Consider the following 25,074-nt stretch of genomic DNA (forward strand, 5'->3'; position numbering starts at 1 on the left):
CACAGGCCGAGAGCGTAGAAATGAAGGGTAATATTCCGTTAAGAGCTGCTTAGCAGCCGTTCCGGAAGACGGTCGGAATAGGGTCCGGGTTCCGTCGTTCGCGGGTTCTTTGCATCCGCCTCCGCGGCCCGCCACAACCGGACGAAGGACAGCACGGCGGCGGCCGCCAGAATCCCGTTGCGGATCAGCATCAGCACACAGCCGGTCCAGGTGCCGCCGATCACTTCGCGGTAGCACATCGGGTACACCACGGTGCTCAGCGCGGTCGCCGCCAGGACCAGCGCCGCGACCGGCCGCTGACCGGTGTGCCGCGAGGTCAGGCACACGGCGGCCAGACCGAGCAGCCAGACCATGTACTGCGGACTGATCACCCGGCTGGTGACCGTGAACAGCAGCACCGCGCTCAGCGCCGCGTCGTACGGCGTGGCCTCGTTCCAGCGCCGCGCCCGCACCCGCCACAGCACCAGCAGCGCGCAGGCGACCGCCGTCAGTGCCAGCGAGGCGGTGGCGACGGCGTCCACATACGGGCCTACCAGCTCGACGGCGCCGTACCGGTAGCGCGTCCGGCCCGGCCAGCCGGCGTGCCGCGCGAGATTCAACGCCGTACCGCCGAGCGACTCGATCTGCACCCCGCGCCCGCCCTGCTGCCGCAGAAAGGCCAGCGGATGGTCGAACCACACGGCGAGGACACCGAGCGAGCCGGCCCCGGCGGCCACCGCCCACCCCCACGCCCCGCGCGTCGCCCGCCCCCGGGGCGTGCCCAGCAGCACCAGCGCCGGCCACACCTTCACCAGCGCGCCCAGCGCCCCCAGTACCCCGCCCGCACGCGGGTAGCGGCCCAGCGCCAGCAGCGAGAGCACGGCCAGGCCGGTGACCTGGACGTCGTACCGGGCGAGCGGGATGTGGAGCAGCAGGGGCAGCCCGGCCGTCCACAGGATCGCGCCGAGCGGGCTGCGCCCGGCCGGCGTGCCCGCGCGGGCGAGGGCCGCCGTGACCAGCGCGTCCACGGCCAGCGTGAGCACCACGAACGCCTGAAAGTACGTCAGCCACGGCAGCAGGCCCGGCGCGAGCAGCACCGCGCCCGCGCCCGGCGGGTACTGCCACAGCGTGTCGTGCGCCGGGAAGGAGCCGTGCGCGAGGACGCCGTACCAGCCGAAGTACAACCGCCATACCTCACGTGCCACCGACCCCCTGCCGAGCAGCGGGTCGTGGTCGTGGACGAGCAGCCACAGCATCAGGGCACGCGTGGTGAGCCAGAGAGCGGTGACGGAGAGGACCGGGCCGGGGGTGACACGGAGGCGGTTCATCACCTGGGAGCCTAAGCCGCATGGATGGTGTATCCCTGCTGATACGCCGTCATGCCCGCTGAAAGGTTGGCTAATCACAAAAGATCGGGCCGTGCTGAACGTCGGGGTTCCTGTGGAAGCGCAGTCGCGCGGGGCGGCTGCAGCGACAGCCGTCGCGGCGGCCGGTGGGACAGGGCACGAGTCGGAGGGCCACCGGTCGCGGACCCACCGCCGGGTCGCCGTCTGCCTGCCCGCGCTCGTGATGCTCGGGGTCGGGCTCTGGGGGCTCGACCGGGGCGGGATGTGGCGCGACGAGGCCGTCAGCTTCCAGGTCGGGAGGCGTACCGCGCCGCAGATCTGGCGGCTGCTGCACGACGTGGACGCCGTGCACGGTCTGTACTACCTCCTCATGCACGCCGTCCTCGCCGTCCACCCCGGCGAGGTCGTCCTGCGGCTGCCGTCGGTGTGCGCGGCGGCGGTGACGGCCGCGCTGGTGGCGGCGCTCGGCACCCGGCTGGCCCGGCCGCGCGTCGGACTGTGGGCGGGGCTGCTCTACGCCGTCACGCCGATGGCCGGCCACTACGCGCAGGAGGGCCGTTCCTACGCCCTTGTGGCCGCCGGGGCCACGGGCGCGACGCTGCTGCTCGTGCGCGCGGTGCAGGGGGGCTCGTGGTGGGCGTACGGCACGGTCCTCGGCGTCACCTGCTGGCTGCACGAGTTCGCGGTGCTGCTGTTGTGCGCCCACGCGGCGGCACTGGCGCTGGCCCGGACGGGGGCGCGGGTGTGGCGTGGCTGGGCGCGCGCGGCGGGCGGAGTGACGCTCTCGCTGCTGCCGTTGGTGGTGGTGTCCTGGGGGCAGGCGGCGCAGGTGGCGTGGTTGCGCAGGCCCACGGCGTCTTCGGCGGAGCGGTTGTCGCGGGGGTTTCTGGGGCCTGCGGTGGGGGTGTACGGGGTGTGTCTGGTTCTTGCCTTGGTGGGGCTGTCGGGACTGGTGGGGCGGCGGGGGCAGATCACTCTTTCGGGGGTGGCGTTGCCGTTGACGGTGGTTCCGCCGGTGGTGTTGATGTCGGCTTCTCAGATGTCGCCGCTGTATGCCGATCGGTATGTGCTGTACGCGCTGAGCGGGGTGCCGTTGTTGGTGGCCGGGGGAGCGGAGTGGGTGGCCGGGGTGGCGGGGCGGGCCGTCGGTGCTCGCGGAAGGCGCCCTCTGCCGCCGTCCCCTCTCGTCACCCTGGCCGGTGTTTCTGCCGTCTGCCTCGCCCCCCTCCTGCAGCTCCCCCTCCTGCGCGCAGATCGCGACGCCGCTACCCGGCCCGATGATCTCGGGGCCGTTTCCCGGGTGGTGGCGCGGGAGTCGGGGCCGGGGGAGGCGGTGGTGTTTCTGCCGGGGAGCGTGCGGAACACGGCCCTTGCCTATCCGGGGGCGTTCCGGGGGGTGCGGGACGTGGCGCTGGTGGAGGGGGCGGCCGGGTCGGGGACCCTGTACGGGCGGGAGGCCGGGGACCGTGAGGTGCGGCGCAGGCTGGCGCGGCTGGACCGGTTGTGGGTGGTGGCGGACCCGGACCTGCTCGCCGGCCGCTGGATCCCCCGCAGCCCCGTCGAGCGGGCCGAACTCGCGGTGCTGCGGCGGGACTTCACCGAGCGGGAGGAGATCCCGCTGCGCGCGACGGCCGTACGGCTGTATGTCCGGAAGCCGCTGAGGACACCCCCTGGCGCTCCTCCGCCGCTGCTGCCGCGTCCAGCGCGGTGGTGAGTCGGTCGAGGCGTTCGCGCAGTTCGGCGATCTCCGCCAGGTCGAAGCCGGTCGCGCCCATGATCCGGCGCGGCACCTGAAGGGCCCGCTCGCGCAGTGCCGCGCCCTCCTCGGTGAGCCGGACCCGGACCGAGCGCTCGTCCTCGGCGCTGCGCTCCCGGCGCACCAGGCCCACCCCCTCCAGCCGCTTGACCAGCGGTGACAGTGTGCCGGAGTCGAGCCGCAGGTGTTCGCCGAGCGCCTTGACGGGCAGGTCGCCCTGCTCCCACAGGACGAGCATCACGAGGTACTGCGGGTAGGTCAGCCCGAGGTCCTTGAGGACCACGCGGTAGACGCCGTTGAAGGCGCGGGACGCCGCGTGCAGCGAGAAACAGATCTGGCGGTCCAGGCGCAGCCATTCCGTGTCGGTCATGAGCCCAGGATAGCTCTTGCGGTCCATTTAGTTGTGCACAACTTAATTGTGTGCTCTACTCGTGGTTGTCAGGCGGTCAGGACAGGGGCCGCCGGAACCCGACTTCGTAAGGGATGGTCTTCATGGACGCGCTCTACACCGCTGTCGCCACCGCCACCCACGGCCGTGACGGTCGCGCCGTGTCCTCCGACGGCACGATCGACCTCCAGCTGGCCCCGCCGGTGGAGCTGGGCGGCAACGGCCAGGGCACCAACCCGGAGCAGCTCTTCGCCGCCGGTTACGCCGCCTGCTTCGGCAGTGCCCTCGGCCTCGTCGGCCGGCAGGCGAAGGTGGACGTCAGCGACGCGGCGGTGACCGCCGAGGTCGGCATCGGCAAGCAGGGCGAGGGCTTCGGGCTGAAGGTGACGCTGCGCGTCGAGCTGCCCGACACCGTGGACGAGGAGACCGGCCGCAAGCTGGTCGAGACCGCCCACCAGGTCTGCCCCTACTCCAACGCCACCCGCGGCAACATCGACGTCGACCTCGTCATCGAGTAGGCCCGCAGGACAGGCTTCCCGAGGGTGCCGGCCAGGGCCGGCACCCCCGCAGCCGTGCCGTCACGCCGATGCCAGCGTGTCCCGGCCGGCCGCCTGGCCAGGGATCCGTACCGCGCCCGCGCCGGTCATCGGCTCGCCCAGCAGCAGCGTCCGTACGACGCGCTCGGCGGCCCGGCCGTCGTCGAACTCGCAGAACCGGGCCCGGAAGTCCGCCCGCAGCCGCGCCGACTCCTCGTCCCGCCAGGACCCCGAGGCGAACAGCCAGGCCAGCTCCCGGTAGGAGCCCGAGACATGGCCCGGCGGCTCGGCGGTGATGTCGAGATAGGCGCCCCGGCTCGCCGTGTACGCGGGCCAGTCGTCGGCGTGCACCACGATCGGCCGGTCCAGGTTGGCGTAGTCGAACATCACGGACGAGTAGTCGGTGACCAGCACGTCCGCCGCGAGCAGGACGTCCTCCACCCGCGGCTCCCCGGTCGCGTCGACCACGACCCCGCGGCGGGCCAGCTCCGCGAGGCCCAGCCCGCGCGCGGGACCGCTCGCCAGCGACGGATGCAGCCGGACCACGAGGGTGCGCCCCTCGCCCAGGTCGGCCGCGAACCGGGCCAGGTCGATCCGGTCCACGTGCCCGCTGCGGCGGTAGTCCCGGCGGGTCGGCGCGTACAGCACGACCGTGTGGTCCGCCGGGATGCCATGCCGTTCGCGGAAGCCGCCGCAGTCACCGGAGCCGCCGTTCACCAGCACGTCGTTGCGCGGGCTGCCGGTGCGCAGCGAGGTGAAGTGGCAGGGGTAGGCCCGCTCCCAGACCAGCTCGGAGTGACGGTTGGCGACCAGGCTGTAGTCCCAGCGGTCGGCGCGGCGCAGCATCTGCGGCACGTCCAAGCCCAGCCGCGCACCCGGCTTGTCACGCAGGTCGGCGCCCATGTACTTCAGCGGGGTGCCCCGGTGGGTGTGGATGTACACGCTGCCGGGCCGCTTGGCCAGGGTGCCGGGCCAGTTGACGTCGTTGACGAAGAACGCCGCCCGCGCCGTGACCTCCAGATACCGCCGGGAGCCGACGATCACGTGCTCGACGCCGGCCGGCAGCTGTGCGGCGGTCTCCGCGTCCTTCACCACCCACACCCCGCGCAGCTGCGGGGCGATCTCCCGGGCCTTGGCGTGGACGGCCGCCGGGTCGCCGAGCATGCCCCGGTGCGAGGACGCCGAGTAGACGACCAGGTGCGGGTCCAGCGGGCGGTGCGTGTGCAGGGACGCCCAGCCGGAGCGGGCCCGCGCGGTGGCCGAGCCGCGCACCAGGTCCGCGCGCCGTGCCGTCTCCCGCCCGGCCCGTGCCGCCTGCCGCCTGATCCGGTACGCCGTCCAGGAGCCCTCCAGCAGGCGGACCTCCCCGTCGACCAGGGCGCCCTCGGGCCGGTGGTCGCGGAACATCCGCGCCGTACGCCGGAAGAACTCGGCCTTGTCGGCGGGCGGCAGCCGGTCCGGCTTGGCCAGGATGTCCAGGCAGTGCTCGCCCATCTTGCGGTGCAGATACGGCCGCCAGTGCGCCAGCTGGGGCCGCTGCTCGACGAACGCGAAGACCCGCTCGTACTGGTCGTGGATGTCGAAGTGCTTGCGGCTGGTCGTGGACAGGATGTTGCCCTGCCGGCGCTGCCGGTAGTTCAGGCAGATACGGTCCAGCGTGGCGATCCGCCGGGCACTGAGCATGGCCGGGAAGGTCCAGGGGGTGTCCTCGTAGTAGCCGGGCGGGAACCGGAAGCCCTCCGACTCCACGAACCGGCGCCGGTAGACCTTGTTCCACACCACCATCAGCAGATCCAGGATCTGCGGGAACTCGTCGGCGGTGAACGTGTCCGGGCCGGCCTCGCCGAGGACGTGGGCGAGGACGTTGCGCCGGGTGCCGCCCCACCAGTAGGTGCGCGCGTAGTCGAAGACCAGCACGTCCGGGTCCCGGGCCTCGGCCAGCCGGTCGGTGATGGCCCCCAGCGCGCCCGGGGTGAGGGTGTCGTCGCTGTCGAGGAAGAACAGGTAGTCGCCGGTGGCGTGCGGGATCCCGGCGTTGCGGGCCCGCCCGAGGCCCACGTTCTCCGGCAGGTGCAGCACCTTCACGCGCGGGTCACGCTCGGCGTACTCGTCGAGGATCGCGCCGCAGCCGTCCGGGGAGCGGTCGTCCACGGCGATCAGCTCGAAGTCGTTGAAGGACTGCAGCAGCACCGAGTCCAGGCACTCGCGCAGAAAGCCCTGCACCTTGAAACAGGGCACGATCAGACTGAAGCGGGGCACGTCGGGTCAGCTCCTCACGAGGGTCGCGGCGGCGGGGGCGGGGACGCGTTCCGCGAGCGGGATCACCGGCGGGATGGCCGCCGGCGGCTCGCCGAGCAGCACCCGCCGTACGACACGCTCGGCGGCCCGTCCGTCGTCGAAGTCGCAGAACCGCTCCCGGAACGCGGCCCGCAGTGCCCTGGCCTCCCCGCCCGCGTAGGAGCCGTCGCGGAAGACGGCGGCCAGCTCCTCAGGGGTGCGCGCGACGGGGCCGGGCGGCTCGGTCATCAGGTCGAAGTAGACGCCCCGCGTCTCCCGGTAGACCTCCCAGTCGTCGGCGTACACGACGATCGGCCGGTCCAGGTTGGCGTAGTCGAACATGATCGACGAGTAGTCGGTGACCAGCGCGTCGGCCGCCAGGCACACGTCCTCCGAGGAGCGGTGCGCGGTCACATCGATGACACGGCTGACGCGGGCGGCACTCTTCGCGGGCCGTTGGTCGTAGAAGTAGTGCGCGCGCAGGAGTACGACGACGTCCTCGCCGGCCGCTTCGCAGAACGCCTCCAGGTCCAGCCCGGGCTCGAAGCCGCTGTGGTGGTCGCGGTGGGTCGGCGCGTACAGCACGGCCGTCGTGCCCTCCGGGACGCCCAGCCGCCGCCTGATCCGCGCCACGTCCTCGGCGGTCGCCGTGTAGTAGACGTCGTTGCGCGGATAGCCGTACTCCAGATGCTCGTAGGAGCCGGGGAAGGCGCGCTCCCACATCTGGGTGGAGTGGCGGTTGGCGGAGAGGTTGAAGTCCCAGCGGTCCACCCGGCCCAGCAGCCGGCTGTAGCTGCCCGACTGCGCGGCCACCACCGGGTACGTCGACTGGTCCACGCCCATCGTCTTCAGCGGGGTGCCGTGCTGGGTCTGCAGATGCACGCTGCCGGGCCGCTTGACGATCCCCTCGGCGAAGTTGGCGTTGTTGATCAGGTACGTCGCGCGGGCCAGCACCTCCCAGTAGCGGCGCGAGCCGATCACCGCGTGGTCCACGTCCTCCGGCATGGCGTGCGCCTGGCCGGCCTCGACCAGGAACACCGAGCGCAGGTGCGGGGCGAGTTCGCGGGCCTTGGCGTGGATCGCGGCCGGGTTGCAGGCATAGCCCCGGCCCCAGTAGGCGCAGTACACGGCCAGATCGGGGTCGAGCGGGCGGCGCAGGTCGCACGCGTAGCGCAGCCGGGTGCGCAGCAGGCGCGGGCGCGGCAGCCGTTCGGCGGCTCCGGAGGCCACCTGGTTGGCGCCGCGCAGACCGCGGAACGCGGCGTACGCGCCCGTCGCCAGCAGCCGGTGCTGCACGCCCAGGCTGCCGCCCGGCGGCCGGAAGGCGGCCGGCCGGTGGCGCCGGTAGAGGCGGGCCGCGCGGCGGAAGAACGCCCGGTGCCCGGACGGGAGCCGCTCCGGCCGGGACGCGGTCTTCAGCACCGGGACGAACAGCTGCTCGAACAGCGGCCGGATCCGCTCGGCGGGCAGGGCGGCCTCGGCGGCCCGGGTCAGCACCAGGTCCACCTGGTCGAGCAGGGCGTGCTGGTGCGGCCCGGGCAGGTTGAGCCGGCTGCCCTGGCGGCGCAGCCGGTGCCGTACGACGACCCGGCGCAGCACCGCGATCCGCCCGGCGGCGAGTGTGACCAGGCCGCCCCAGCCCAGGTCGGTGAAGTGGCCGTCAGGAAAGGTGAGGTGATGCTCGGTGAGGAAGGCGCGGCGGTAGACCGCGCTCCACGCCGGCAGCTGCACACCGGTCAGCTCCGGCCGGTCGGCGGGGGCGAAGGCGCCCTTCGGGGCCCCCGCGAGCAGCGGCGCGGCCGGGTTGGCCGGCTCGCCCTCCCACCAGGGGACGCGCTCGTGCTCGACGTAGAGCACGTCCACGCCGGCGGTCTCGGTCAGCCGGGCGTCCAGCGCCGCGAGCGCGCCCGGCAGCAGCAGGTCGTCACCGTCGAGGAACAGCACATACGCGCCGGTCGCCGCCCGCATCCCGGCGTTGCGCGCCCCGCTCAGACCGGCGGACGGCGGCGAGTCGACCGGGGTCACCCGGGAGTCCCGGTGCGCGTGTCCGGCGGCCACCGCGGCGGCCGGGGAGTCGGGGGCGTCGCAGACCGGGATCAGTTGCAGATCGCCGAAGGACTGGCCGAGAACCGAGTCCAGCGCCTGGGACAGCCGGGCGGCGACCCCGTGGGACGGGACGATGATGCTGAAGCGGGGCATTCTGTTCTTTCTGTTGTCTTGCGGGCACATGTCCCGCGGACGACGCCGGACACGCGACCGGGCCGCCCCGCCGGACGCCAGGTGGACGGCCGGCTCGGGGTGGGCCGCGTCGAGCCGAGGTGCAGGGGAAGTCCCGCCGGGACCAACGGTCCTCAGCGCCTCTCGGTGACGGGGAGGTAACCGGAAGGTTGCTCCACGGTGGCCAGCGGCGAACGCGCGCAGGCCGACGGCACCGGACTGCGCTCCGCGAGCGGCACCACCGGCGGCAGGCCCGCCCCGCCCAGCACCACATGCCGTACGACCCGCTCGGCGGCGCGCCCGTCGTCGTACGGGCAGAACCGCTCCCGGAACGCCGCCCGCAGCTGGGCCGAGCGCGAGCCGCGCCAGTGACCGGTCGCGAAGATGTCGATCAGCTCGTCCTCGCTGCGCGCGACCGCGCCCGGCGGGAAGGCACGCAGATCGAAGTAGGTGCCCCGAGCCGCCCGGTACGCCTCCCAGTCGCCGGTGTGCACCACGATCGGCCGGTCCAGGACCGCGTAGTCGAACATGATCGACGAGTAGTCGGTGAGCAGCGCGTCCGAGGCCAGACAGAGCGACTGCACGCTCGGGTGGTCGCCGACGTCGATGATCCGGGTGCCCGTGCCGAGCGGGCCGCCGCGGGTGGGGTGCGGGCGGGCCAGGATCACGAAGCGCGGGCCGAGGCGGCGTGCGATCCGCTCCAGGTCCAGCAGCGGGCTCTGGGTGCGCCGGTGGTCGCGGAAGGTCGGCGCGTACAGGATCGCGACCGCGCCCTCGGGGACGCCCAGCGACTCGCGCAGCCGGGTCACGTCCGCCGGGGTCGCCCGCTGGAGGGCGTCGTTGCGCGGGGCGCCGTACTCCAGCGTGGTGTAGCGGCCCGGCAGGGCCCGCTCCCACACCAGCGTCGAGTGCCGGTTGCCGGACAGGACCAGGTCCCACTGGTCGACGCCGCGCAGCAGCTCGGCGAAGTCGGTGCCGCGGGCCGCCGCCGGGCGTTCCTGGAGGTCCAGGCCCATGTGCTTGAGCGGTGTTCCCTGCCGGGTCTGGATCATCACCTGCCCGCGCCGCTTGCGCAGCCGCCCGTCCAGGACGTCATCGGTGACCAGGTACTTGGAGCGGGCCAGCGCCGTCCAGTAGGCGGCCGTGCCGGGCCGCAGCCGGCGCGGCCCGGGCGGGACCGTGTGCTGGTGCTGCGGGCGGGTGATCCACGCGGTGCGGATGTGCGGGACGTGGGCGCGGAACGCCTCCTCCAGGGCGCCCGGGTCGCCGCCGTGGCCGCGGCCCGCACCGGAGGCGAACACCGCCCGGTCGGCGCGGACGGGCAGCCGCAGCTGGATCCGGTAGTGCAGCCGGAGCACGCCGGTGCGCACGGCGCGGACCAGTCCCGCCACCGTCTTCAGCGTGCGCCGGCATCCGGCCGAGGACAGCTGCAGCGCCCGGAACGTGCGGTGCAGGCCGAAGCGGACCAGGATGTTCCGCCGCCGCATCCGGGTGCCCGGGACGCGGTAACGGCGGTAGTGGGCGCGGGCCCGGCGCAGGAACGCGCCGTGGCTGCCGCGCGGCAGCCGGCCCCGCCTGGTGAACACCGTCGCGTAGTGGTCGATCATGCGGCGGAACAAGTCCCGGCGCCAGTGCGCGAGTTCCGGCCGCTCCTCGACGTAGGCGAACACCCGCTCGTACTGTTCGAACAGATCGAAGTGCTTGCGGCTGGTGGTGCCGAGGATGCTGCCCTGCCGGCGCTGCCGGTAGTGCACGCACACCCGGTCGAGCGTGGCGATCGACTCCGCCGTCATCAGAACGGGGAAGGTCCAGGGGGTGTCCTCGTAGTAGCCCGGCGGGAAGGCGAAGCCGTTGTCCTCGACGAACTCCCGCCGGCAGGCCTTGTTCCAGGCCACCATCAGCACCCTGAGCAGCCCCGGCCGGTCCTCCAGGCGGAACGGCGCCGGGCCCTGCTCGGTGAGCGGGGCGGTGAGCTGGTTGCGCACCGCCCGGCCGTCCCAGTACGTGCGCGCGTAGTCGTACACCAGGACGTCCGGCTCGCCCGACTCCTTGATCCGGTCGGCGATCGCGCGCAGCGCGTCCGGGGTGAGCGTGTCGTCGCTGTCCAGGAAGACCAGGTAGTCGCCGGTCGCCTCGGCCATCCCCGCGTTCCGGGCCCGCCCGAGCCCCCGGTTCTCGGCCAGGTGCACCGGCCGCACCCGCGCGTCCCGCGCCGCGTACTCGTCGATGATCGCCCCGCAGGCGTCCGGCGAGCAGTCGTCCACGGCGATCAGTTCCAGATCGGGATACGACTGCGAGAGCACCGAGTCCAGGCACTCGGAGAGATACGCCTGGACCTTGTACGCGGGGACAATGACACTGAACCTGGGCAAGGGACATCCAAGGGTCGTCGGTCGGCGCGGGGTTTCTGACCGGGAACGGCCGATGGAGTGAATTAGTTACGGTTCGTACGGCATGTGGGGGACATGGGGTGAACGCCAAGGGGCGGGCCGCTTAAGACCCACCCCTTGGAAAATGTCCCGTCTGTGACTACTTCACCGCGCCCGCCATCACCCCCGACACGAACTGCCGCTGGAACGCGAAGAACACGGCCAGCGGGATCACCATGGAGATGAACGCGCCCGGCGCCAGCACGTCGATGTTGTTGCCGAACTGCCGTACCTGGGTCTGCAGCGCCACCGTGATCGGCTGGGTGCCCGACTTGGTGAACACCAGCGCCACCAGCATGTCGTTCCACACCCACAGGAACTGGAAGATGCCGAGGCTCGCGATCGCCGGCCCGCCCAGCGGCATCACCACGCGTGTGAACAGCCGCAGTTCACCGGCACCGTCCAGGCGGGCCGCCTCCAGCAGCTCGCGCGGGATCTCCGCGAAGAAGTTCCGCAGCAGGAACACCGCGAACGGCAGACCGAAGCCGGTGTGGAACAGGACCACTCCGAGGATCGACCCGAACAGGCCGATCTTCCCGAAGAGTTCGGCGATCGGGATCAGCGCCACCTGCACCGGCACCACCAGCAGACTCACCACGCCCAGGAACCACCAGTCCCGGCCCGGGAACTCCATCCACGCGAACGCGTAGCCCGCGAGCGCGCCGATCACGACGACCAGCAGGGTCGCCGGGACCGTGATCAGCACGGTGTTCAGCAGGGAGCCGGTGATGTCGCCGTTCTCCAGCAGCTTCTGGTAGCTGTCGAAGGTGAGCTGGGACGGCTTGGAGAACACCGTCCACCAGCCGCTCGCGCTCATGTCCTCGGGCGCCCGCAGCGAGGAGACGAGCAGCCCGATCGTCGGCACCAGCCAGAACAGGCCCACGACGATCAGGAAGACGCGGACCAGACCACCGTTGATCTTCTCCAGCAGCCAGGTCATCGCCTGACCTCCCGCCTCAGCCGACGGATGTTGAACGCCATCACCGGGATCACCAGCACCAGCAGCAGCACCGCGATCGCGCTCGCGACGCCCGGCTGGTTCTCCGCGAAGCCCTTGCGGTACAGCTCCAGGGCGAGCACGTCGGCGTCGTCCTGGGAGGAGCCCGGCGCGATGATGTAGACGAGGTCGAACACCTTCAGCACGTTGATCATCAGGGTGACGGTCACCACCGCGAGGACCGGCGCGAGCAGCGGCACGGTGACCTTGCGGAACACCTGCCACTCGGTGGCGCCGTCCACCCGCGCCGCCTCCAGCAGCTCCCGGGGCACGCCCGCGAGACCGGCCGCGATCAGCACCATCGCGAAGCCCGCCCACATCCACACGTACGCCCCGATGACCGCCGGGGTGACCAGCGTCGGGCCGAGCCACTCGACACCGTTGTACGGCGCCCGGAAGTTGCTCGCGGGGAGCCTGAGGTGTGCGCCGTCGGCGGACGCGGGCAGCGTGAAGGTGCCGTCGCCGGCCGCCTCGGTGGAGGCGACCACCTTGCCGTCCTTCACCGCCTCGATCCGCATCCCGGCGTATCCGAGCTCGGACGGGTCGGGCGCGCCGAGCCGTCCCACGCCCTTGCCGCGCGTGAAGTCCTGCCAGGTGGTGCCGGTGATCTTCCCCGGTACCGGGCCGGCGGCGACGGCCTTCTTCGCGCTGTCCGGCATCTGGTCCGGGGCGACACCGACGAGGGGCAGGGTCACCGCCCGGCCCGTGTGGACGGTGGCCTTGGTGACGAAGCCGCCCCCCTGGGCCACGAGCGGCGACTCGCGGCCCGGGTGCGCCTTCGGGAACGCCGACGACCGGGCGAAGGTGTCGTGGACGCCCACCCACACCGCGTTCGCGACCCCCTTGTGCGGATCCTGGTCGTACACCAGCCGGAAGATGATCCCGGCCGCCAGCATCGAGATCGCCATCGGCATGAAGACGACCAGCTTGAACGCCGTTCCCCAGCGCACCCGCTCGGTCAGCACCGCGAAGACCAGACCGAGCGCGGTGGAGACCGTCGGCGCGAACACCACCCAGATCACATTGTTCTTCAGGGCGGTGCGGATGCCGTCGTCCGTGAAGAGCGTCCTGTAGTTGTCGACGCCGGCGAAACCGTCGCCGGAGGCGCCCACGAAGCTGCGGATGAGCGAGTACCCGATCGGGTAGACCACGAGCGCGCCGAGCAGCACCAGGGCGGGCAGCAGGAACAGGGCTGCCACGGCCTTGCGGGTGCCGGTCACGCTCTTGCGACCGCGGGGTGCGGCGGGACCCGGTGGGGCCCCGGCCGCCGCTGCCGACGTCATCGCCGGGTCAGCTCCCGCTCCCGTACGCGGCCGCCGCGTCCTTCTCCAGCTTCGCCTGGGCGCCCGCCACGTCCGCCGGGTTCTTCAGGAAGTCCTGGAGGTCCTTCCACTCACCCTTGCCCGGGGTGCCGCCGAAGGCCTGCGGGGCCTGGTCGGACATGTCGAAGCGGAAGTCGTCACCGGACGCGATCAGCGCCTTGGCGATCTTCTGCTGCACCGCGTTCGGGTACGCCGAGATCTGCACGTTCTTGTTCGGCGAGAGATAGCCGCCGAGCTTCGCCTGGATGGTCGCCGCGTCCGGGGAGGCGAGGAAGATGGCCAGGGCCTGGGCCGCCTTGGAGTCCTTCAGGATCACCGCCGCGTCACCGCCGGAGACGACCGGCGCGGTGGAGCCGACGGCCGGGAACGGGAACACCTTCGCGTCCGTGCCCACCTTCGCCTTGGTCTCCCCGATGTTGACCTGCACGAAGTCACCCTCGTAGACCATCGCGGCCTTCGGCTGGTCGCCGCCGGTGAAGGTCTGTGTGACCGAGGCCGGGAACTCCGTCTGCAGCGCGCCGTCCTGGCCGCCCGCGAGGTAGTCCTTCCTGCCCCAGATCTGCGCCAGCGTCGTCAGCGCCTGCCCGACCGAGGGATCCGTCCACTTGATCTTGTGCTGGGCCAGCTCGTCGTACTTCTGCGGGCCCGCCTGGGACAGATAGACGTTCTCGAACCAGTCCGTCAGCGGCCAGCCGTCCGCGCCGGCCACCGAGAACGGTGTGACACCGGAGTCGTACACCGCCCGTGCCGTGGTCAGCAGGTCCTTCCAGGTCTTCGGCTCCTTGGCGTTCGCATTCTCCAAGACCTTGGCGTTGTACCAGATCAGCGACTTGTTGGCGGCCTTGTAGTAGACGCCGTACTGCTTGCCGCCGACCTTGCCGATGTCCTGCCAGCCCTGCGAGTAGTTCTTCTGCACCTCCTTCACGGCCTCGGACCCGAGCGGCTTGGCCCACCCCCGCTGCACGGCCTGCCTGATGGCGCCGGGCTGCGGCAGCAGTGCCACGTCCGGCGGCTGGCCGCCCGCGATCTTCGAGCCGAGGAAGTTGATGATCGGGTCCTGGGCGGGCACGAAGGTGACCTTCGCGCCGGTGCGCTTCTCGAACTCGGCCAGCACCTGCTTGAAGTTCTTCTGCTCCTGGCCGGTCCAGACGGCGGCGATCTCCAGGCTCGCGCCGTTCAGCTTCGGCAGGGTGACGGTGGAGCCGGTGGCGCCGCCGGTCTGCTCCCCGCTGCCCTTCTTGCCGCTGTCACTGCTGGAGCAGGCGCTGAGCGCGAGGGCTCCGGTCAGCAGCGCGGCGAGTGTGGTGACGGTCCTGTGGGTCCGGATGGTGCTGCTCTTGCTGCGCATCACTTCCCCGTTCGTCGTTCTTCGTTGAACGTCAGAACTCTGTCCGTGCGCTCCGGTGTACGCCGCGCCGTACAACGGCGGCAAGAGCGCCTGCGCCGTCCGGCGGCTCATCGTGACCGGCTCGTGATCAGGGAGGTATGCGTAGACGGTTCCGGCTGTTCCGCCTCAGAGCAGCGAGGGCATCTGAGCCGCCGACACCTCACGTGCCGCCCGCTGCACCGCGCTCGCCAGCAGGGCCAGGTCGGTGGGGCCGTTGCCCAGCTCCCGCACGGGCCGGCGGGCCGGCGGGTCGCCCATGCGCTGCCAGTCCAGCGGGACGACCGTGGGCCGCTGGGTCGCGGTACGCGGGATACGGCCCGTCACCCGGCCGCCCTGGAAAACGGCGACCCGCCCGTCGGCGTACGCCAACCGCCCACGCCCCGGCGCCGGTTCGTCCGGCCCCTGGCTCGGCGTGTCCAGCACGACCCGCAAGGTGGCCCTGCGCGCGGGCTCGGTCTCCGCCGTACGGCCACCCGTCCCGGCCGCCGCCACCAGATGCACCCCCAGCCGCTCGCCCTCCCGGGCCACCGCCTCCAGCGCCCGCAGCACCGACCCCGCGGCGGGCCGGCCCGGCGAGCCGAGCGGGGGCGAGACCAGCGCGTCCAGGTCGTCGACGACGACCACAAGCCGCGGCAGCGGCGGCGCGGCCTCGGCCTGCTGCCGCGCGGCAGCGCCCGGCCGCAGCCGCAGGGTGGAGCTGGACGGCGCCTCTATGTCACCGTTCGATGGCGTGCGCTGCGCCACGATCCGGCCCGACACCGCACGCCCCGTGTGCCACTGCGCGAAGTCGGTGCGGCCCAGCAGCTCCGCCCGCCGCTTCAGCTCGGCGGTCAGCGACTGGGCGAACTCCCGCATCCGCACGGGGTCGTTGGCGATGAGGTGCGTGGTGACATGCGGTATGTCGGTACACACCCGCAGGCCCTCCCCCCGCCCCGCGCCCGCCCCGACACCGTCCCGCCCGTCGATCAGCACCACGCCCAGCCGGTCCGGCCGCTCGGCGGCGGCCAGCGAGGCCACCACGGCCCGCAGCGACTCCGTACGACCGCTGCCGGCCGGTCCTTCGACCAGCAGATGCGGCCCGTCGGTGACGAGGTCGACGGTGACCGGGCCGCGCGGCCCGGCGCCCAGCACGGCTCGCGCCCGGCCGCCCAGCGCCTGGGTGTCGTCCGCCGCGTCCGCCCAGCGCGCCATCAGCGACGCCGGGGTGGCCCGGGCCAGCCCCAGCTCGTCCAGCAGCCGCGCCGACTGCGGCAACGGCGTGGCCACGCGGGTGTCCCGCTCGCCCACCGGGCCGTCCGGACGCAGCGGCGCCAGCGCCCGCGCGAACCGCTCCGCCCAGGCGAGGGAGACGGCGTCGACGATGGCCGGCGAGCCCGGTCCGACGGGCCCGCTCGGCGCGACCCGCATCAGCTGCAGCGCCGTGGCCACATCGCCGCTGAGCAACGCCACGGCACCGCAGTGCCGGAACGTCGGCGTCACCGCGCACGCGGCCTCGTACGTCAGCGTCACGGGGGAGGCGGGCGAGGAGGGCTCGGTCTCCGCGAGACACACCACATGGACCCCGGCCCGCGGCCCGGCCACGGCCAGCCGCGCGACGGCCTCCCGAAGCGCGGTCCCGCCGGGGTCCCCGTCCACCACGACGACGGTGTACGGCCCGGGGAACGCGCTGACTCCACCGACTTCGCCGTCTTCCTTGGCCCAGGAGGGGCGACGGGTGGAGGAGGCGTCGGTGGGCTGGGGGGCGGTGGCGGGGCTGTGTCCGGGGGTGGAGCCGGCCCGGTGGCCGGGGTGGCCGGGGTGGCCGGAAAGGGGCCCCGGGGCTGGGGCTCCGAGGTGTTCGGGGCCGGCTTCGGGGAGGGGACCGTCAAAGCTGCGAGTCGTGGTGCCGGATCCGCCGGACGCGGGTCCCTGGGCGAGGGCGCCCGGCGTACCGGGATGCGCGATGGCGGTGTCCGGGCGGCCGGAAACGGACCCTGGAGGGTAGCTGCCCCGGTCCGGCGTGCTGCCGGGGGCGGCCGGGGCGAAGGCACCGGTGCCGGATCCGTACGTGGCCGGGTCGGACGGGGCACCGTGTGCGGCGCTGCCGAGTGTGTCGGGGCGAGTGCCCTGGGCGGCGGCAGCCGGGCGGGAGCCTGGCGTGGCCGCGTCGGACGGGGCACCGTGTGCGGTGTTGCCGGGGGTGCCGTGGGCTTCGGTGGCCGAGGTCTGGGCGCCCGTGCCGTGTGGGTGGGCGTGGGTGCTCCGGGCCGCGGCAGCGGGGCGGGAGCCTGGCGTCGCCGGGCCGGCAGGGTTGGGGGGTACGGCGCCCGGCGCCGGGTCCGATGGGGTGCCGGGGGCCGGGACGCGGGGCGAGGCGGGGTGGGCCGCGCTTCTGCCGGTCGCCGCGTGGTCCTCCACCCGGCGCAGCAGTTCCTCCGTGCGGGCCGCCGCCTGTTCGCGGTCGTAGGCGAGCAGCAGCCGGCAGTCCTGGCCGTGGCCCGGCCGGACGTGCGGGAGCCAGCCCAGCCAGGACCACTCGGCCGTGCGCTCCTCCTCGGGACGGGCGCGGTCGGCGCTGATCAGCACGATCTCCAGCAGGTCCGGGGAGTGCAGCGCGGCCAGCTGCGCCAGCACCGCGCGGGCCAGCCCCGACAGCCGGGGGCGCGGACCGGCCAGGCCCAGCGCGCCCGCCTCGCGCAGCGCCGCCGTCACGGGTACCGCGGGCAGCAGCCCGGAGCCGTCCGGCGCGTGGCGGTCGGCCGTGCCGAGCCGCACGGTCAGCGCCTCCGCGTGGTCCGGCCCGCGCTCCCACAGGCGGGGCCCGGGACCGAGCGCCGTCAGCAGCAGTGCGGCGGGGTCCGGCCAGGCCTCCGGCTGCTGCGGTGCCGGGTCCGCCGGGACGGCGTCGGCGCGGGAGGCGGTGCCGTCGTATGTCCCGGGGCCGGCGGGCTGCTCCCCGCGTCCGCCGGTCAGCTTGCGCGCCCAGGCACCGAGCCCGCGCCGCCGCGCACCCTGGGGCATGCCGGTGCCCCTGACGGGGGTGCCGCCACGGCCCTGTGCCCGCGGATCCTCGACGGGTTCCGGCTCACGGCCGGCGGGTCCGTGTCCCGCCGCACCGGCATACGGTTCTCCGGCCACGGGGCTCGATCCACCGACCCCGAAGCGCCCGGCGTGCGTGTCCCCGCCGTTCCCCTTCTCGATCCCCGGCGCCCCGCCCTGCCCCGGCACCACCCCCGACTCCCGCCACCGATGCCCAGGCCCCTCGCCCCCGGAGGCCCCCCACCCGACAGAGCCATAACCGTGCTGTGCGGACCCGACCGGACCCCCGGACGCCCCACCGACACCTGCGAACGCTCCACCGGCCCCACCGGCGCCTACGGATGCCCCACCGGCGCCTGTGCGCGGACCACCGGCATCGGCGGACGCCCCACCGGCGCCTGTGCGCGGAACACCGGCCCTCCCGGCACCTGCCGACGGCCCCCTGGTCCCGCCCGCAGCCGCCGGCGGCGCTTCCGCCCCGCCAGGGCCATCCGTACCCGACGACGAAAGCCGCACGTGAGGTGCGGGTGGGAAGCCGGACTCAGACCCCGCCCCCGACGCGCCCGCACCCGGCAACGCATCCCGAACGACCCGGACGCATCCCTCCCCGTCCGGCACGACGCGGACACCGCCTCCCCCGGACGGAGCAACCCGCAGCGCCGACTCCCCGATCCGCAGCAGGCCCCCGGCAGGGAACCGCACCGGACGCGAGTCCACTCGCACCCCGTCCAGCGCCGTACCGTTCGTGGAGCCGAGGTCGGCGACCGAGACGCGTCCGTCCGCGCCGACGGTGACCGCGCAGTGCAGCCGGGACACGTCGGGGTCGTCCAGCGGTACGTCCGCGTCGGCCGAGCGGCCCACGGTGATCCGGCCGCCGTGCAGCAGATGGACCCCGCCCGCGTCGGGGCCCGCAACGACATGCAGCTGGGTCGGCGCGTCGGCCGGCTCGGGATGCGGCTCGGCGACCGCCGGGGCGCCCAGGGACAGCACGGCGCCGTCGACCAGGGGAGGCTCGCCGAGGGTGCAGCGGCGCGGGTCGAGCCGTTCCGTACCGGCGTACAGCACGACCGTGGCGTTGGAGGCGTCGCGGCCCTCCCCGGTGACCGCCCCGGCCAGCGCCGAGGCGACCGCGGCCAGGTCCGTGCCCGTGGGCGCCGTGACCAGCACGTCGCGGCTCGCGGCGCGGCCCCGCTGCGGGGCCGCGCCCAGCGGGTCTACGACGGTCAGCCGGATCTGCATCCCCACCCCAACACGAGCACGTCGGCCAGTACTGGAAGGCATCCTCGCACCTGCCACTGACAGCCCGCCCGGCACCCGGTAACAAGTGATCTTGATTGGTCGGCTCTGCCCTCAAAAGTGCCTGACCAAGAGGGCGCAGGCGATCACTTGAGATCGGTCACGTCCGTTTCCGGCAACCAGTGGACCGGGACATGCGTCTTTCCGTCGAGCACCTGGCGCCCCCGAGGGCGGCACTACAGTGGGTCGGACAACCGGAATGACCACCGGAATGACAACCGGAATGCAGGCAAGCAAGCATCAGCAAGCAGCAGGGAGCGCGTGACGTGCGGCCAGTCGGCAGCAAGTACCTGCTTGAGGAGCCGCTCGGACGCGGCGCCACAGGCACCGTCTGGCGTGCCCGCCAGCGCGAGACCGCGGGCGCCGAGGCAGCCGTACCCGGGCAGCCCGGCGAGACGGTCGCGATCAAGGTCCTCAAGGAGGAGCTGGCGAGCGATCCGGACATCGTGATGCGCTTCCTGCGCGAGCGCTCCGTCCTGCTCCGCCTCACCCACCCGAACATCGTCCGGGTCCGCGACCTGGTCGTCGAGGGCGATCTGCTGGCGCTGGTCATGGACCTCGTCGACGGCCCCGACCTGCACCGCTACCTGCGCGAGAACGGCGCCCTCACCCCGGTCGCCGCCGCGCTGATGACCGCGCAGATCGCCGACGCGCTCGCCGCGAGCCACGCCGACGGCGTCGTCCACCGCGACCTGAAGCCCGCCAACGTCCTGCTCGAGCAGCACGAGGGCCGGATGCACCCGATGCTGACCGACTTCGGCATCGCCCGCCTCGCCGACTCCCCGGGCCTGACCCGCACCCAGGAATTCGTCGGCACGCCCGCGTACGTGGCGCCGGAGTCCGCCGAGGGCCGCCCGCAGACCTCCGCCGTGGACATCTACGGCGCCGGCATCCTGCTGTACGAGCTGGTCACCGGACGCCCGCCGTTCTCCGGCGGCACCGCCCTGGAGGTCCTGCACCAGCACCTGAGCGCCGAGCCGCGCCGCCCCTCCACCGTGCCGGACCCGCTGTGGGCGGTCATAGAGCGCTGCCTGCGCAAGAACCCGGACGAACGGCCGAGCGCCGAGAACCTCGCGCGCGGCCTCAGGGTCGTCGCCGAGGGCATCGGGGTGCACGCGAACGCCGCGCAGATCGCCGCGGCCGAGGGCGTCGGCGCGCTGCTCGCGCCGGACCCGGCCCCGACCGCCGTCCCGGGCGTGCCCGGCGCCGCCGACCCCACCCAGGTGCTGCCGAACACCGGCCCCCAGGGCGCGTACGACCCGAACGGGGCGACCAGCGTGCTGCCGCACACCGGTGGCCCGGCCGGCGCCGCCGATCCGACCGCCGTCCTGCCGAACACGGCCGCGGCGGATCCGACGGCGGTGCTGCCGAACACAGGACCGCAGGGGCAGCAGCCCGAGCAGCCGCACCCCTGGCAGAGCCAGCTGCGCGCCGCCCGCGACCGCAACGAGCAGACGCAGATCCAGTACCTGTCCCCGGAGGACGACCCGCTGCGCCACCGGCCCCAGCGGCAGGTCGCCCGGCCCCAGCAGCAGCCCCGCCAGGCGCCGCAGGCCCGCCCGCAGCAGCCGCAGCAGCGCGGCCGGCAGCAGCGGTACCAGCAGGGGCAGGGATACGGCTATGCGCCCCAGCAGCCGCAGCAGGCCCCGCAGCCTCAGCAGTACGCCCCGCCGCAGCAGCCGCAGCGGTACGCGCCCCCCGCTCCGGAGCCGCAGCGGCCCGCGCGCGAGCCCCGCGCGCCGCGGCAGCGCAGCGCCAACCCGATGAAGATCCCGGGGCTGGGCTGCCTGAAGGGCTGCCTGTTCACGATCGTCATCCTGGTCGTGGCGAGCTGGCTGATCTACGAGCTGACCCCGCTGCACACCTGGATCGGCCAGGGCAGGAGCTACTGGCACGAGGTGAGCCACTGGGCCGGCCGGGTGAGCCGCTGGGTCAAGGACCTGGGCGGCTCGTCCGGAAGCGGCAACTGATCACAGGCCTGTGGATTTGTCGACATCTGACGGGTGATTTCCGTCTCCGCGGTGAAGGTTGGCTCATCGGACGCGTAGTTTTAGCGACAACACGCGTCTGTAGGAGCAGTCTTGGCACGGAAGATCGGCAGCCGGTACACCGCGAACCAGATCCTGGGGCGGGGCAGCGCCGGCACGGTGTGGCTGGGCGAGGGGCCGGAGGGCCCCGTCGCCGTCAAGCTGCTGCGTGAGGACCTCGCCTCCGACCAGGAGCTCGTCGGACGCTTCGTCCACGAGCGCACCGCGCTGCTCGGTCTGGAGCACCCGCACATCGTCACCGTGCGCGACCTGGTGGTCGACGGCAACGACCTGGCCCTGGTCATGGACCTCGTGCGCGGCACCGACCTGCGCACCCGCCTGGAGCGCGAGCGACGGCTGGCCCCCGAGGCGGCCGTGGCGATCGTCGCCGACGTCGCCGACGCGCTGGCGGCGGCCCACGCGGCCGGGATCGTGCACCGGGACGTGAAGCCCGAGAACGTCCTGCTGGACATGCAGGGCCCGCTCGGCCCGGGCGGCGCCCACCCGGCGCTGCTCACCGACTTCGGCGTCGCCAAGCTGATCGACTCACCGAAGCGGACCCGCGCCACGAAGATCATCGGTACGCCGGACTACCTGGCCCCGGAGATCGTCGAGGGCCTGCCGCCGCGCGCGGCCGTGGACATCTACGCCCTCGCGACCGTCCTGTACGAGCTGCTGGCCGGGTTCACCCCCTTCGGCGGCGGTCACCCCGGCGCGGTGCTACGGCGCCATGTCACCGAGACCGTCGTCCCGCTGCCCGGCATCCCCGAAGAGCTGTGGCAGCTGATCGTGCAGTGCCTGGCCAAGGCGCCCGCGTCCCGGCTGCGTGCCTCGGAGCTGGCGGCGCGGCTGCGCGAGCAGCTGCCGACGCTGGCGGGGATGCCCCCGCTGGACGTGGACGAGCCGGATCTCTCCGAGGAGGCCGCCGAGGAGCCCCAGCCGTCGGCTCCGCCTGGTGAGCCGGTACGGCGGCGGGGGGCCGTGTCCCTCGTCCCCGGAGCCAGACCGGACTCCAACCGGGACACGCATACGTCGATGAGGGTGCCGGCACCGGACGAGCTGGCGGGGGGCGCGCACGGGACCGCTCGCGCCCCGCGGGCCACTGGTGCGCCTCGGCCCGGCTCGGCGCGGCACCGGGCGGCGGTGCGGCGGCGCAGGGTGACGCTGGGAGTGGCCGGAGTGGTCCTGGCGGCCCTCGTGGGCGTCGGCGCGTGGCTGGCGTCCGGCGACGGGGACGACCACCCGGCGCCGGCCACCCACAGCACGTCGGCCCCCTGACCCACCCAGGGCGCTCCGCCCCTGGACCCCCGTTTCCCCTTCACCCCCCGACTCGGTCGGCTGAGAAGTGCCCAGTCCCAGCCGCCTCCCGGTCGGCCGAGAAACGCCCCCGGCCGCCGGCCCCACCCCGCTCCGCCCCACCCCGGCCCGGTCCGGGCCAGGCGCTGCCCTCCCAGCCGGCCGAATAGGGCGGGCGGCTGGGAAAACGGGGGTCTGGGGACGGAGCCCCCGGCAAACGGCCGGGCGGGGCCGGGCACCCCGTCGGCTGGGACACACCCGACCCTCGGCGCCCGGCGGAGCCGTTACGCTGGATGCGTGGCAGTCGTCGATGTATCCGAAGAGCTGAAGTCCCTCTCCTCGACCATGGAGTCGATCGAGGCCGTCCTGGACCTCGACAGGCTGAGGGCAGACATCGCCGTGCTCGAGGAGCAGGCGGCCGCGCCGTCCCTCTGGGACAACCCGGACGAGGCGCAGAAGATCACCAGCAAGCTCTCCCACCTCCAGGCCGAGGTCAGGAAGGCGGAGGCGCTGCGCGGCCGGATCGACGATCTCGCCGTCCTCTTCGAGATGGCCGAGGAGGAGGACGACCCGGACACCCGCGCCGAGGCCGAGTCCGAGCTGGCCGCGGTGAAGAAGTCGCTGGACGAGATGGAGGTCCGTACCCTCCTGTCCGGCGAGTACGACGCCCGCGAGGCGCTCGTCAACATCCGCGCCGAGGCCGGTGGCGTCGACGCCGCCGACTTCGCCGAGAAGCTCCAGCGCATGTACCTGCGCTGGGCCGAGCAGCGCGGCTACAAGACCGAGCTCATCGAGACGTCGTACGCCGAAGAGGCCGGCATCAAGTCGACCACTTTCTCCGTCCAGGCGCCGTACGCCTACGGCACCCTCTCCGTCGAGCAGGGCACGCACCGCCTCGTGCGGATCTCGCCCTTCGACAACCAGGGCCGCCGGCAGACCTCCTTCGCGGGCGTCGAGGTGCTGCCCGTCGTCGAGCAGTCCGACCACGTCGAGATCGACGAGAGTGAACTCCGGATCGACGTGTACCGCTCCTCCGGGCCCGGCGGCCAGGGCGTGAACACCACCGACTCGGCGGTGCGCATCACCCACCTCCCCACCGGCATCGTCGTCTCCTGCCAGAACGAGCGCTCGCAGATCCAGAACAAGGCCACGGCGATGAACGTCCTCCAGGCCAAGCTGCTGGAGCGCCGCCGGCAGGAGGAGCAGGCCAAGATGGACGCCCTCAAGGGCGACGGCGGCAACTCCTGGGGCAACCAGATGCGCTCGTACGTGCTGCACCCGTACCAGATGGTCAAGGACCTGCGGACCGACCACGAAGTCGGCAACCCCGAGGCCGTGTTCAACGGTGAGATCGACGGCTTCCTGGAGGCCGGCATTCGCTGGCGCAAGCAGCAAGAGAAGTAACTTTGTCGACAAGACAACCAGCCTGAGAACTGCCGCCCACAAGGCGGCAGTTGTCTTTTGTCTGGGTTTTACATCACACTCACAGGCTTCAACCCGCCCCAAACGCCATCTCAACGGACATCAGGCCCGCAACGCCCTTGACGTTGCTTTGAAAAATCGCAAGGGTGAGGCGCGGCATGCGTACATCTGGGGCGCATGTGAACCGGGGGATAAAGACGCGTACTTCGTCGCCAGCTGCCTCCGTCGATCACGGCACGCCCCACGCGCCGCCTCATTGACGAACAGCTACTGGGGGTAGCAACCATATGACGAAGAAGACGCGGATCCGGGTCGCGCGGATAGCCGCGGGCGCCGTGATCGCGGCCGGTGCGTCCCTGACCGCAGCCGGCGCGGCATCCGCCCTGGACCTCGACGTCCAGGCGGGCCCCATCAGCCTGGGTGCGCACACGAACGCCGGGAGCGACGACGGCGGCACCGACGGCGGCACCACCGACGGCGGCTGCCCGATCGCCGTGTGCACCACGGACGGTGGCACGACCGACGGTGGCACCACTGACGGTGGCACGACCGACGGCGGTTCCACGGACGGTGGCACCACCGACGGTGGCACCACTGACGGTGGCACGACCAACGGCGGCACCACCGACGGCGGCACCGTCACCATCGGCGGCACCACCGACGGCGGTTCCACGGACGGTGGCACCACTGACGGCGGTTCCACGGACGGTGGCACGACCGACGGTGGCACCACCGACGGCGGCACCACCGATGGTGGCTCCACGACCAACGGCGGCACCACCAACGGCGGCACCACCACGGACGGCGGCTCCACCACCGGCGGCAGCAGCACGAACGGCGGCTCCACCACCGGCGGCTCCACCACGGACGGCGGCTCCACCACGGACGGCGGCTCCACCACCGGCGGCAGCAGCACGTCCGGAGGCTCCAGCAGCACCGGCGGTTCCAGCAGCACGGGCGGCTCCGGCAGCACGGGCGGCGGCCACGGTACCGGTGGCTCCTCCAGCACCGGTGGCAACCACGACACCCCGCAGGGCGGCAACAACAACGCCTCGCAGGAGGAGGGCTCCTCGGAGCTCACCGACACCGGCTCCGACACCCAGGCCCAGGGCAAGGGCAGCGGCAAGCAGCTCGCCGAAACCGGTGCCGGCCAGACCGCGTTCCTGGTCATCGGCGCCGCGACGATGATCGCCGGCGGCGTCGGCTTCCGCGTCCTGCCGCGTCTGGTGAACGGCCGCGGCGGCGCTGCGGCCTGACCGTAACCTCACGGTCACGCTGCGCACGCATCGCGCATGCTGAAGGGCCCGGAGCTTGGCGCTCCGGGCCCTGACGCGTTTCTCAGAGTTTTCTCACGCGTTTTTTCTCATGCGTCCTCACGCGC

15 protein-coding genes are annotated in these 25,074 nt (G+C 73.1%); 6 read left to right on the forward strand and 9 right to left on the reverse strand.

Annotated elements, in window-relative coordinates; translation table 11 throughout:
• Positions 1-38 precede the first annotated feature (38 nt).
• Entirely contained in the window at positions 39-1,307 is a 1,269-nt protein-coding gene (locus ABZ624_RS30395; RefSeq protein ID WP_360095933.1) for a glycosyltransferase family 87 protein, read from the reverse strand.
• A 241-nt stretch (positions 1,308-1,548) separates the two neighbouring features.
• Between ABZ624_RS30395 and ABZ624_RS30400 the strand changes: the two genes are divergently transcribed.
• On the forward strand, positions 1,549-3,039 hold the full coding sequence (locus ABZ624_RS30400) for a glycosyltransferase family 39 protein (protein ID WP_360096070.1): 1,491 nt from the start codon (positions 1,549-1,551) through the stop codon (positions 3,037-3,039).
• Here the strand turns inward: ABZ624_RS30400 and ABZ624_RS30405 are convergent.
• Positions 2,921-3,451, reverse strand: a complete 531-nt coding sequence (locus tag ABZ624_RS30405; protein WP_360095936.1) for a MarR family transcriptional regulator — start codon at positions 3,449-3,451, stop codon at positions 2,921-2,923. The two genes, ABZ624_RS30400 and ABZ624_RS30405, sit on opposite strands and share 119 nt — an antisense overlap.
• A 122-nt stretch (positions 3,452-3,573) precedes the next feature.
• On the opposite strand from ABZ624_RS30405, the gene ABZ624_RS30410 reads away from it, so the two are divergent.
• Positions 3,574-3,987, forward strand: coding sequence for an organic hydroperoxide resistance protein (locus ABZ624_RS30410; RefSeq protein WP_360095939.1), 414 nt, complete (start codon positions 3,574-3,576; stop codon positions 3,985-3,987).
• A gap of 60 nt (positions 3,988-4,047) precedes the next feature.
• Here the strand turns inward: ABZ624_RS30410 and ABZ624_RS30415 are convergent, their stop codons facing one another.
• From ABZ624_RS30415 to ABZ624_RS30445, 7 genes are all read right to left on the reverse strand, one after another.
• Positions 4,048-6,264, reverse strand: a complete 2,217-nt coding sequence (locus tag ABZ624_RS30415) for a CDP-glycerol glycerophosphotransferase family protein (RefSeq protein ID WP_360095942.1) — start codon at positions 6,262-6,264, stop codon at positions 4,048-4,050.
• 6 nt (positions 6,265-6,270) lie between these two features.
• Positions 6,271-8,481 (reverse strand): CDP-glycerol glycerophosphotransferase family protein, encoded by a 2,211-nt coding sequence (locus ABZ624_RS30420; RefSeq protein ID WP_360095945.1) that lies wholly within the window; start codon positions 8,479-8,481, stop codon positions 6,271-6,273.
• 152 nt (positions 8,482-8,633) lie between these two features.
• The gene (locus tag ABZ624_RS30425) at positions 8,634-10,871 is read right to left on the reverse strand and encodes a bifunctional glycosyltransferase family 2 protein/CDP-glycerol:glycerophosphate glycerophosphotransferase (protein WP_360095948.1); all 2,238 of its coding nucleotides are present in this window, start codon (positions 10,869-10,871) and stop codon (positions 8,634-8,636) included.
• Positions 10,872-11,028: 157 nt separating this feature from the next.
• The gene (locus tag ABZ624_RS30430) at positions 11,029-11,868 is read right to left on the reverse strand and encodes a carbohydrate ABC transporter permease (protein WP_360095951.1); all 840 of its coding nucleotides are present in this window, start codon (positions 11,866-11,868) and stop codon (positions 11,029-11,031) included.
• Positions 11,865-13,208 carry a sugar ABC transporter permease gene (locus tag ABZ624_RS30435; RefSeq protein ID WP_360095954.1) on the reverse strand — a complete coding sequence of 448 codons (1,344 nt, stop codon included), beginning with the start codon at positions 13,206-13,208 and terminating at the stop codon, positions 11,865-11,867. Before ABZ624_RS30435 ends, ABZ624_RS30430 begins: the two co-directional genes overlap by 4 nt.
• A 7-nt stretch (positions 13,209-13,215) precedes the next feature.
• Positions 13,216-14,595 carry an ABC transporter substrate-binding protein gene (locus ABZ624_RS30440; protein WP_360095957.1) on the reverse strand — a complete coding sequence of 460 codons (1,380 nt, stop codon included), beginning with the start codon at positions 14,593-14,595 and terminating at the stop codon, positions 13,216-13,218.
• Positions 14,596-14,760: 165 nt separating this feature from the next.
• The gene (locus ABZ624_RS30445; protein WP_360096073.1) at positions 14,761-18,891 is read right to left on the reverse strand and encodes an FtsK/SpoIIIE domain-containing protein; all 4,131 of its coding nucleotides are present in this window, start codon (positions 18,889-18,891) and stop codon (positions 14,761-14,763) included.
• 323 nt (positions 18,892-19,214) lie between these two features.
• Between ABZ624_RS30445 and ABZ624_RS30450 the strand changes: the two genes are divergently transcribed.
• The 4 genes from ABZ624_RS30450 to ABZ624_RS30465 all read left to right on the forward strand — a co-directional run bounded on the left by ABZ624_RS30450 (position 19,215) and on the right by ABZ624_RS30465 (position 24,949).
• Complete coding sequence (locus tag ABZ624_RS30450) at positions 19,215-20,918, forward strand: protein kinase (RefSeq protein WP_360095959.1); 1,704 nt, start codon at positions 19,215-19,217, stop codon at positions 20,916-20,918.
• A gap of 111 nt (positions 20,919-21,029) precedes the next feature.
• Complete coding sequence (locus ABZ624_RS30455) at positions 21,030-22,253, forward strand: serine/threonine-protein kinase (RefSeq protein WP_360095961.1); 1,224 nt, start codon at positions 21,030-21,032, stop codon at positions 22,251-22,253.
• A 315-nt stretch (positions 22,254-22,568) separates the two neighbouring features.
• Positions 22,569-23,675, forward strand: a complete 1,107-nt coding sequence (gene prfB, locus ABZ624_RS30460) for a peptide chain release factor 2 (RefSeq protein ID WP_360095963.1) — start codon at positions 22,569-22,571, stop codon at positions 23,673-23,675.
• A gap of 305 nt (positions 23,676-23,980) precedes the next feature.
• On the forward strand, positions 23,981-24,949 hold the full coding sequence (locus ABZ624_RS30465) for a hypothetical protein (protein WP_360095966.1): 969 nt from the start codon (positions 23,981-23,983) through the stop codon (positions 24,947-24,949).
• Positions 24,950-25,074 lie beyond the last annotated feature (125 nt).

This window comes from Streptomyces sp. NPDC007205 (assembly GCF_040634095.1).
Classification (GTDB): domain Bacteria; phylum Actinomycetota; class Actinomycetes; order Streptomycetales; family Streptomycetaceae; genus Streptomyces.

Excerpts from the sequence above, each read along its gene's own strand:
- ABZ624_RS30445 (WP_360096073.1), bottom strand. The coding sequence starts at position 18,891 with ATGCAGATCCGGCTGACCGTCGTAGACCCGCTGGGCGCGGCCCCGCAG.
- ABZ624_RS30410 (WP_360095939.1), top strand. The coding sequence starts at position 3,574 with ATGGACGCGCTCTACACCGCTGTCGCCACCGCCACCCACGGCCGTGAC.
- ABZ624_RS30395 (WP_360095933.1), bottom strand. The coding sequence starts at position 1,307 with ATGAACCGCCTCCGTGTCACCCCCGGCCCGGTCCTCTCCGTCACCGCT.
- ABZ624_RS30465 (WP_360095966.1), top strand. The coding sequence starts at position 23,981 with ATGACGAAGAAGACGCGGATCCGGGTCGCGCGGATAGCCGCGGGCGCC.
- ABZ624_RS30430 (WP_360095951.1), bottom strand. The coding sequence starts at position 11,868 with ATGACCTGGCTGCTGGAGAAGATCAACGGTGGTCTGGTCCGCGTCTTC.
- ABZ624_RS30435 (WP_360095954.1), bottom strand. The coding sequence starts at position 13,208 with ATGACGTCGGCAGCGGCGGCCGGGGCCCCACCGGGTCCCGCCGCACCC.
- ABZ624_RS30405 (WP_360095936.1), bottom strand. The coding sequence starts at position 3,451 with ATGACCGACACGGAATGGCTGCGCCTGGACCGCCAGATCTGTTTCTCG.
- ABZ624_RS30420 (WP_360095945.1), bottom strand. The coding sequence starts at position 8,481 with ATGCCCCGCTTCAGCATCATCGTCCCGTCCCACGGGGTCGCCGCCCGG.
- ABZ624_RS30440 (WP_360095957.1), bottom strand. The coding sequence starts at position 14,595 with ATGCGCAGCAAGAGCAGCACCATCCGGACCCACAGGACCGTCACCACA.
- ABZ624_RS30400 (WP_360096070.1), top strand. The coding sequence starts at position 1,549 with ATGCTCGGGGTCGGGCTCTGGGGGCTCGACCGGGGCGGGATGTGGCGC.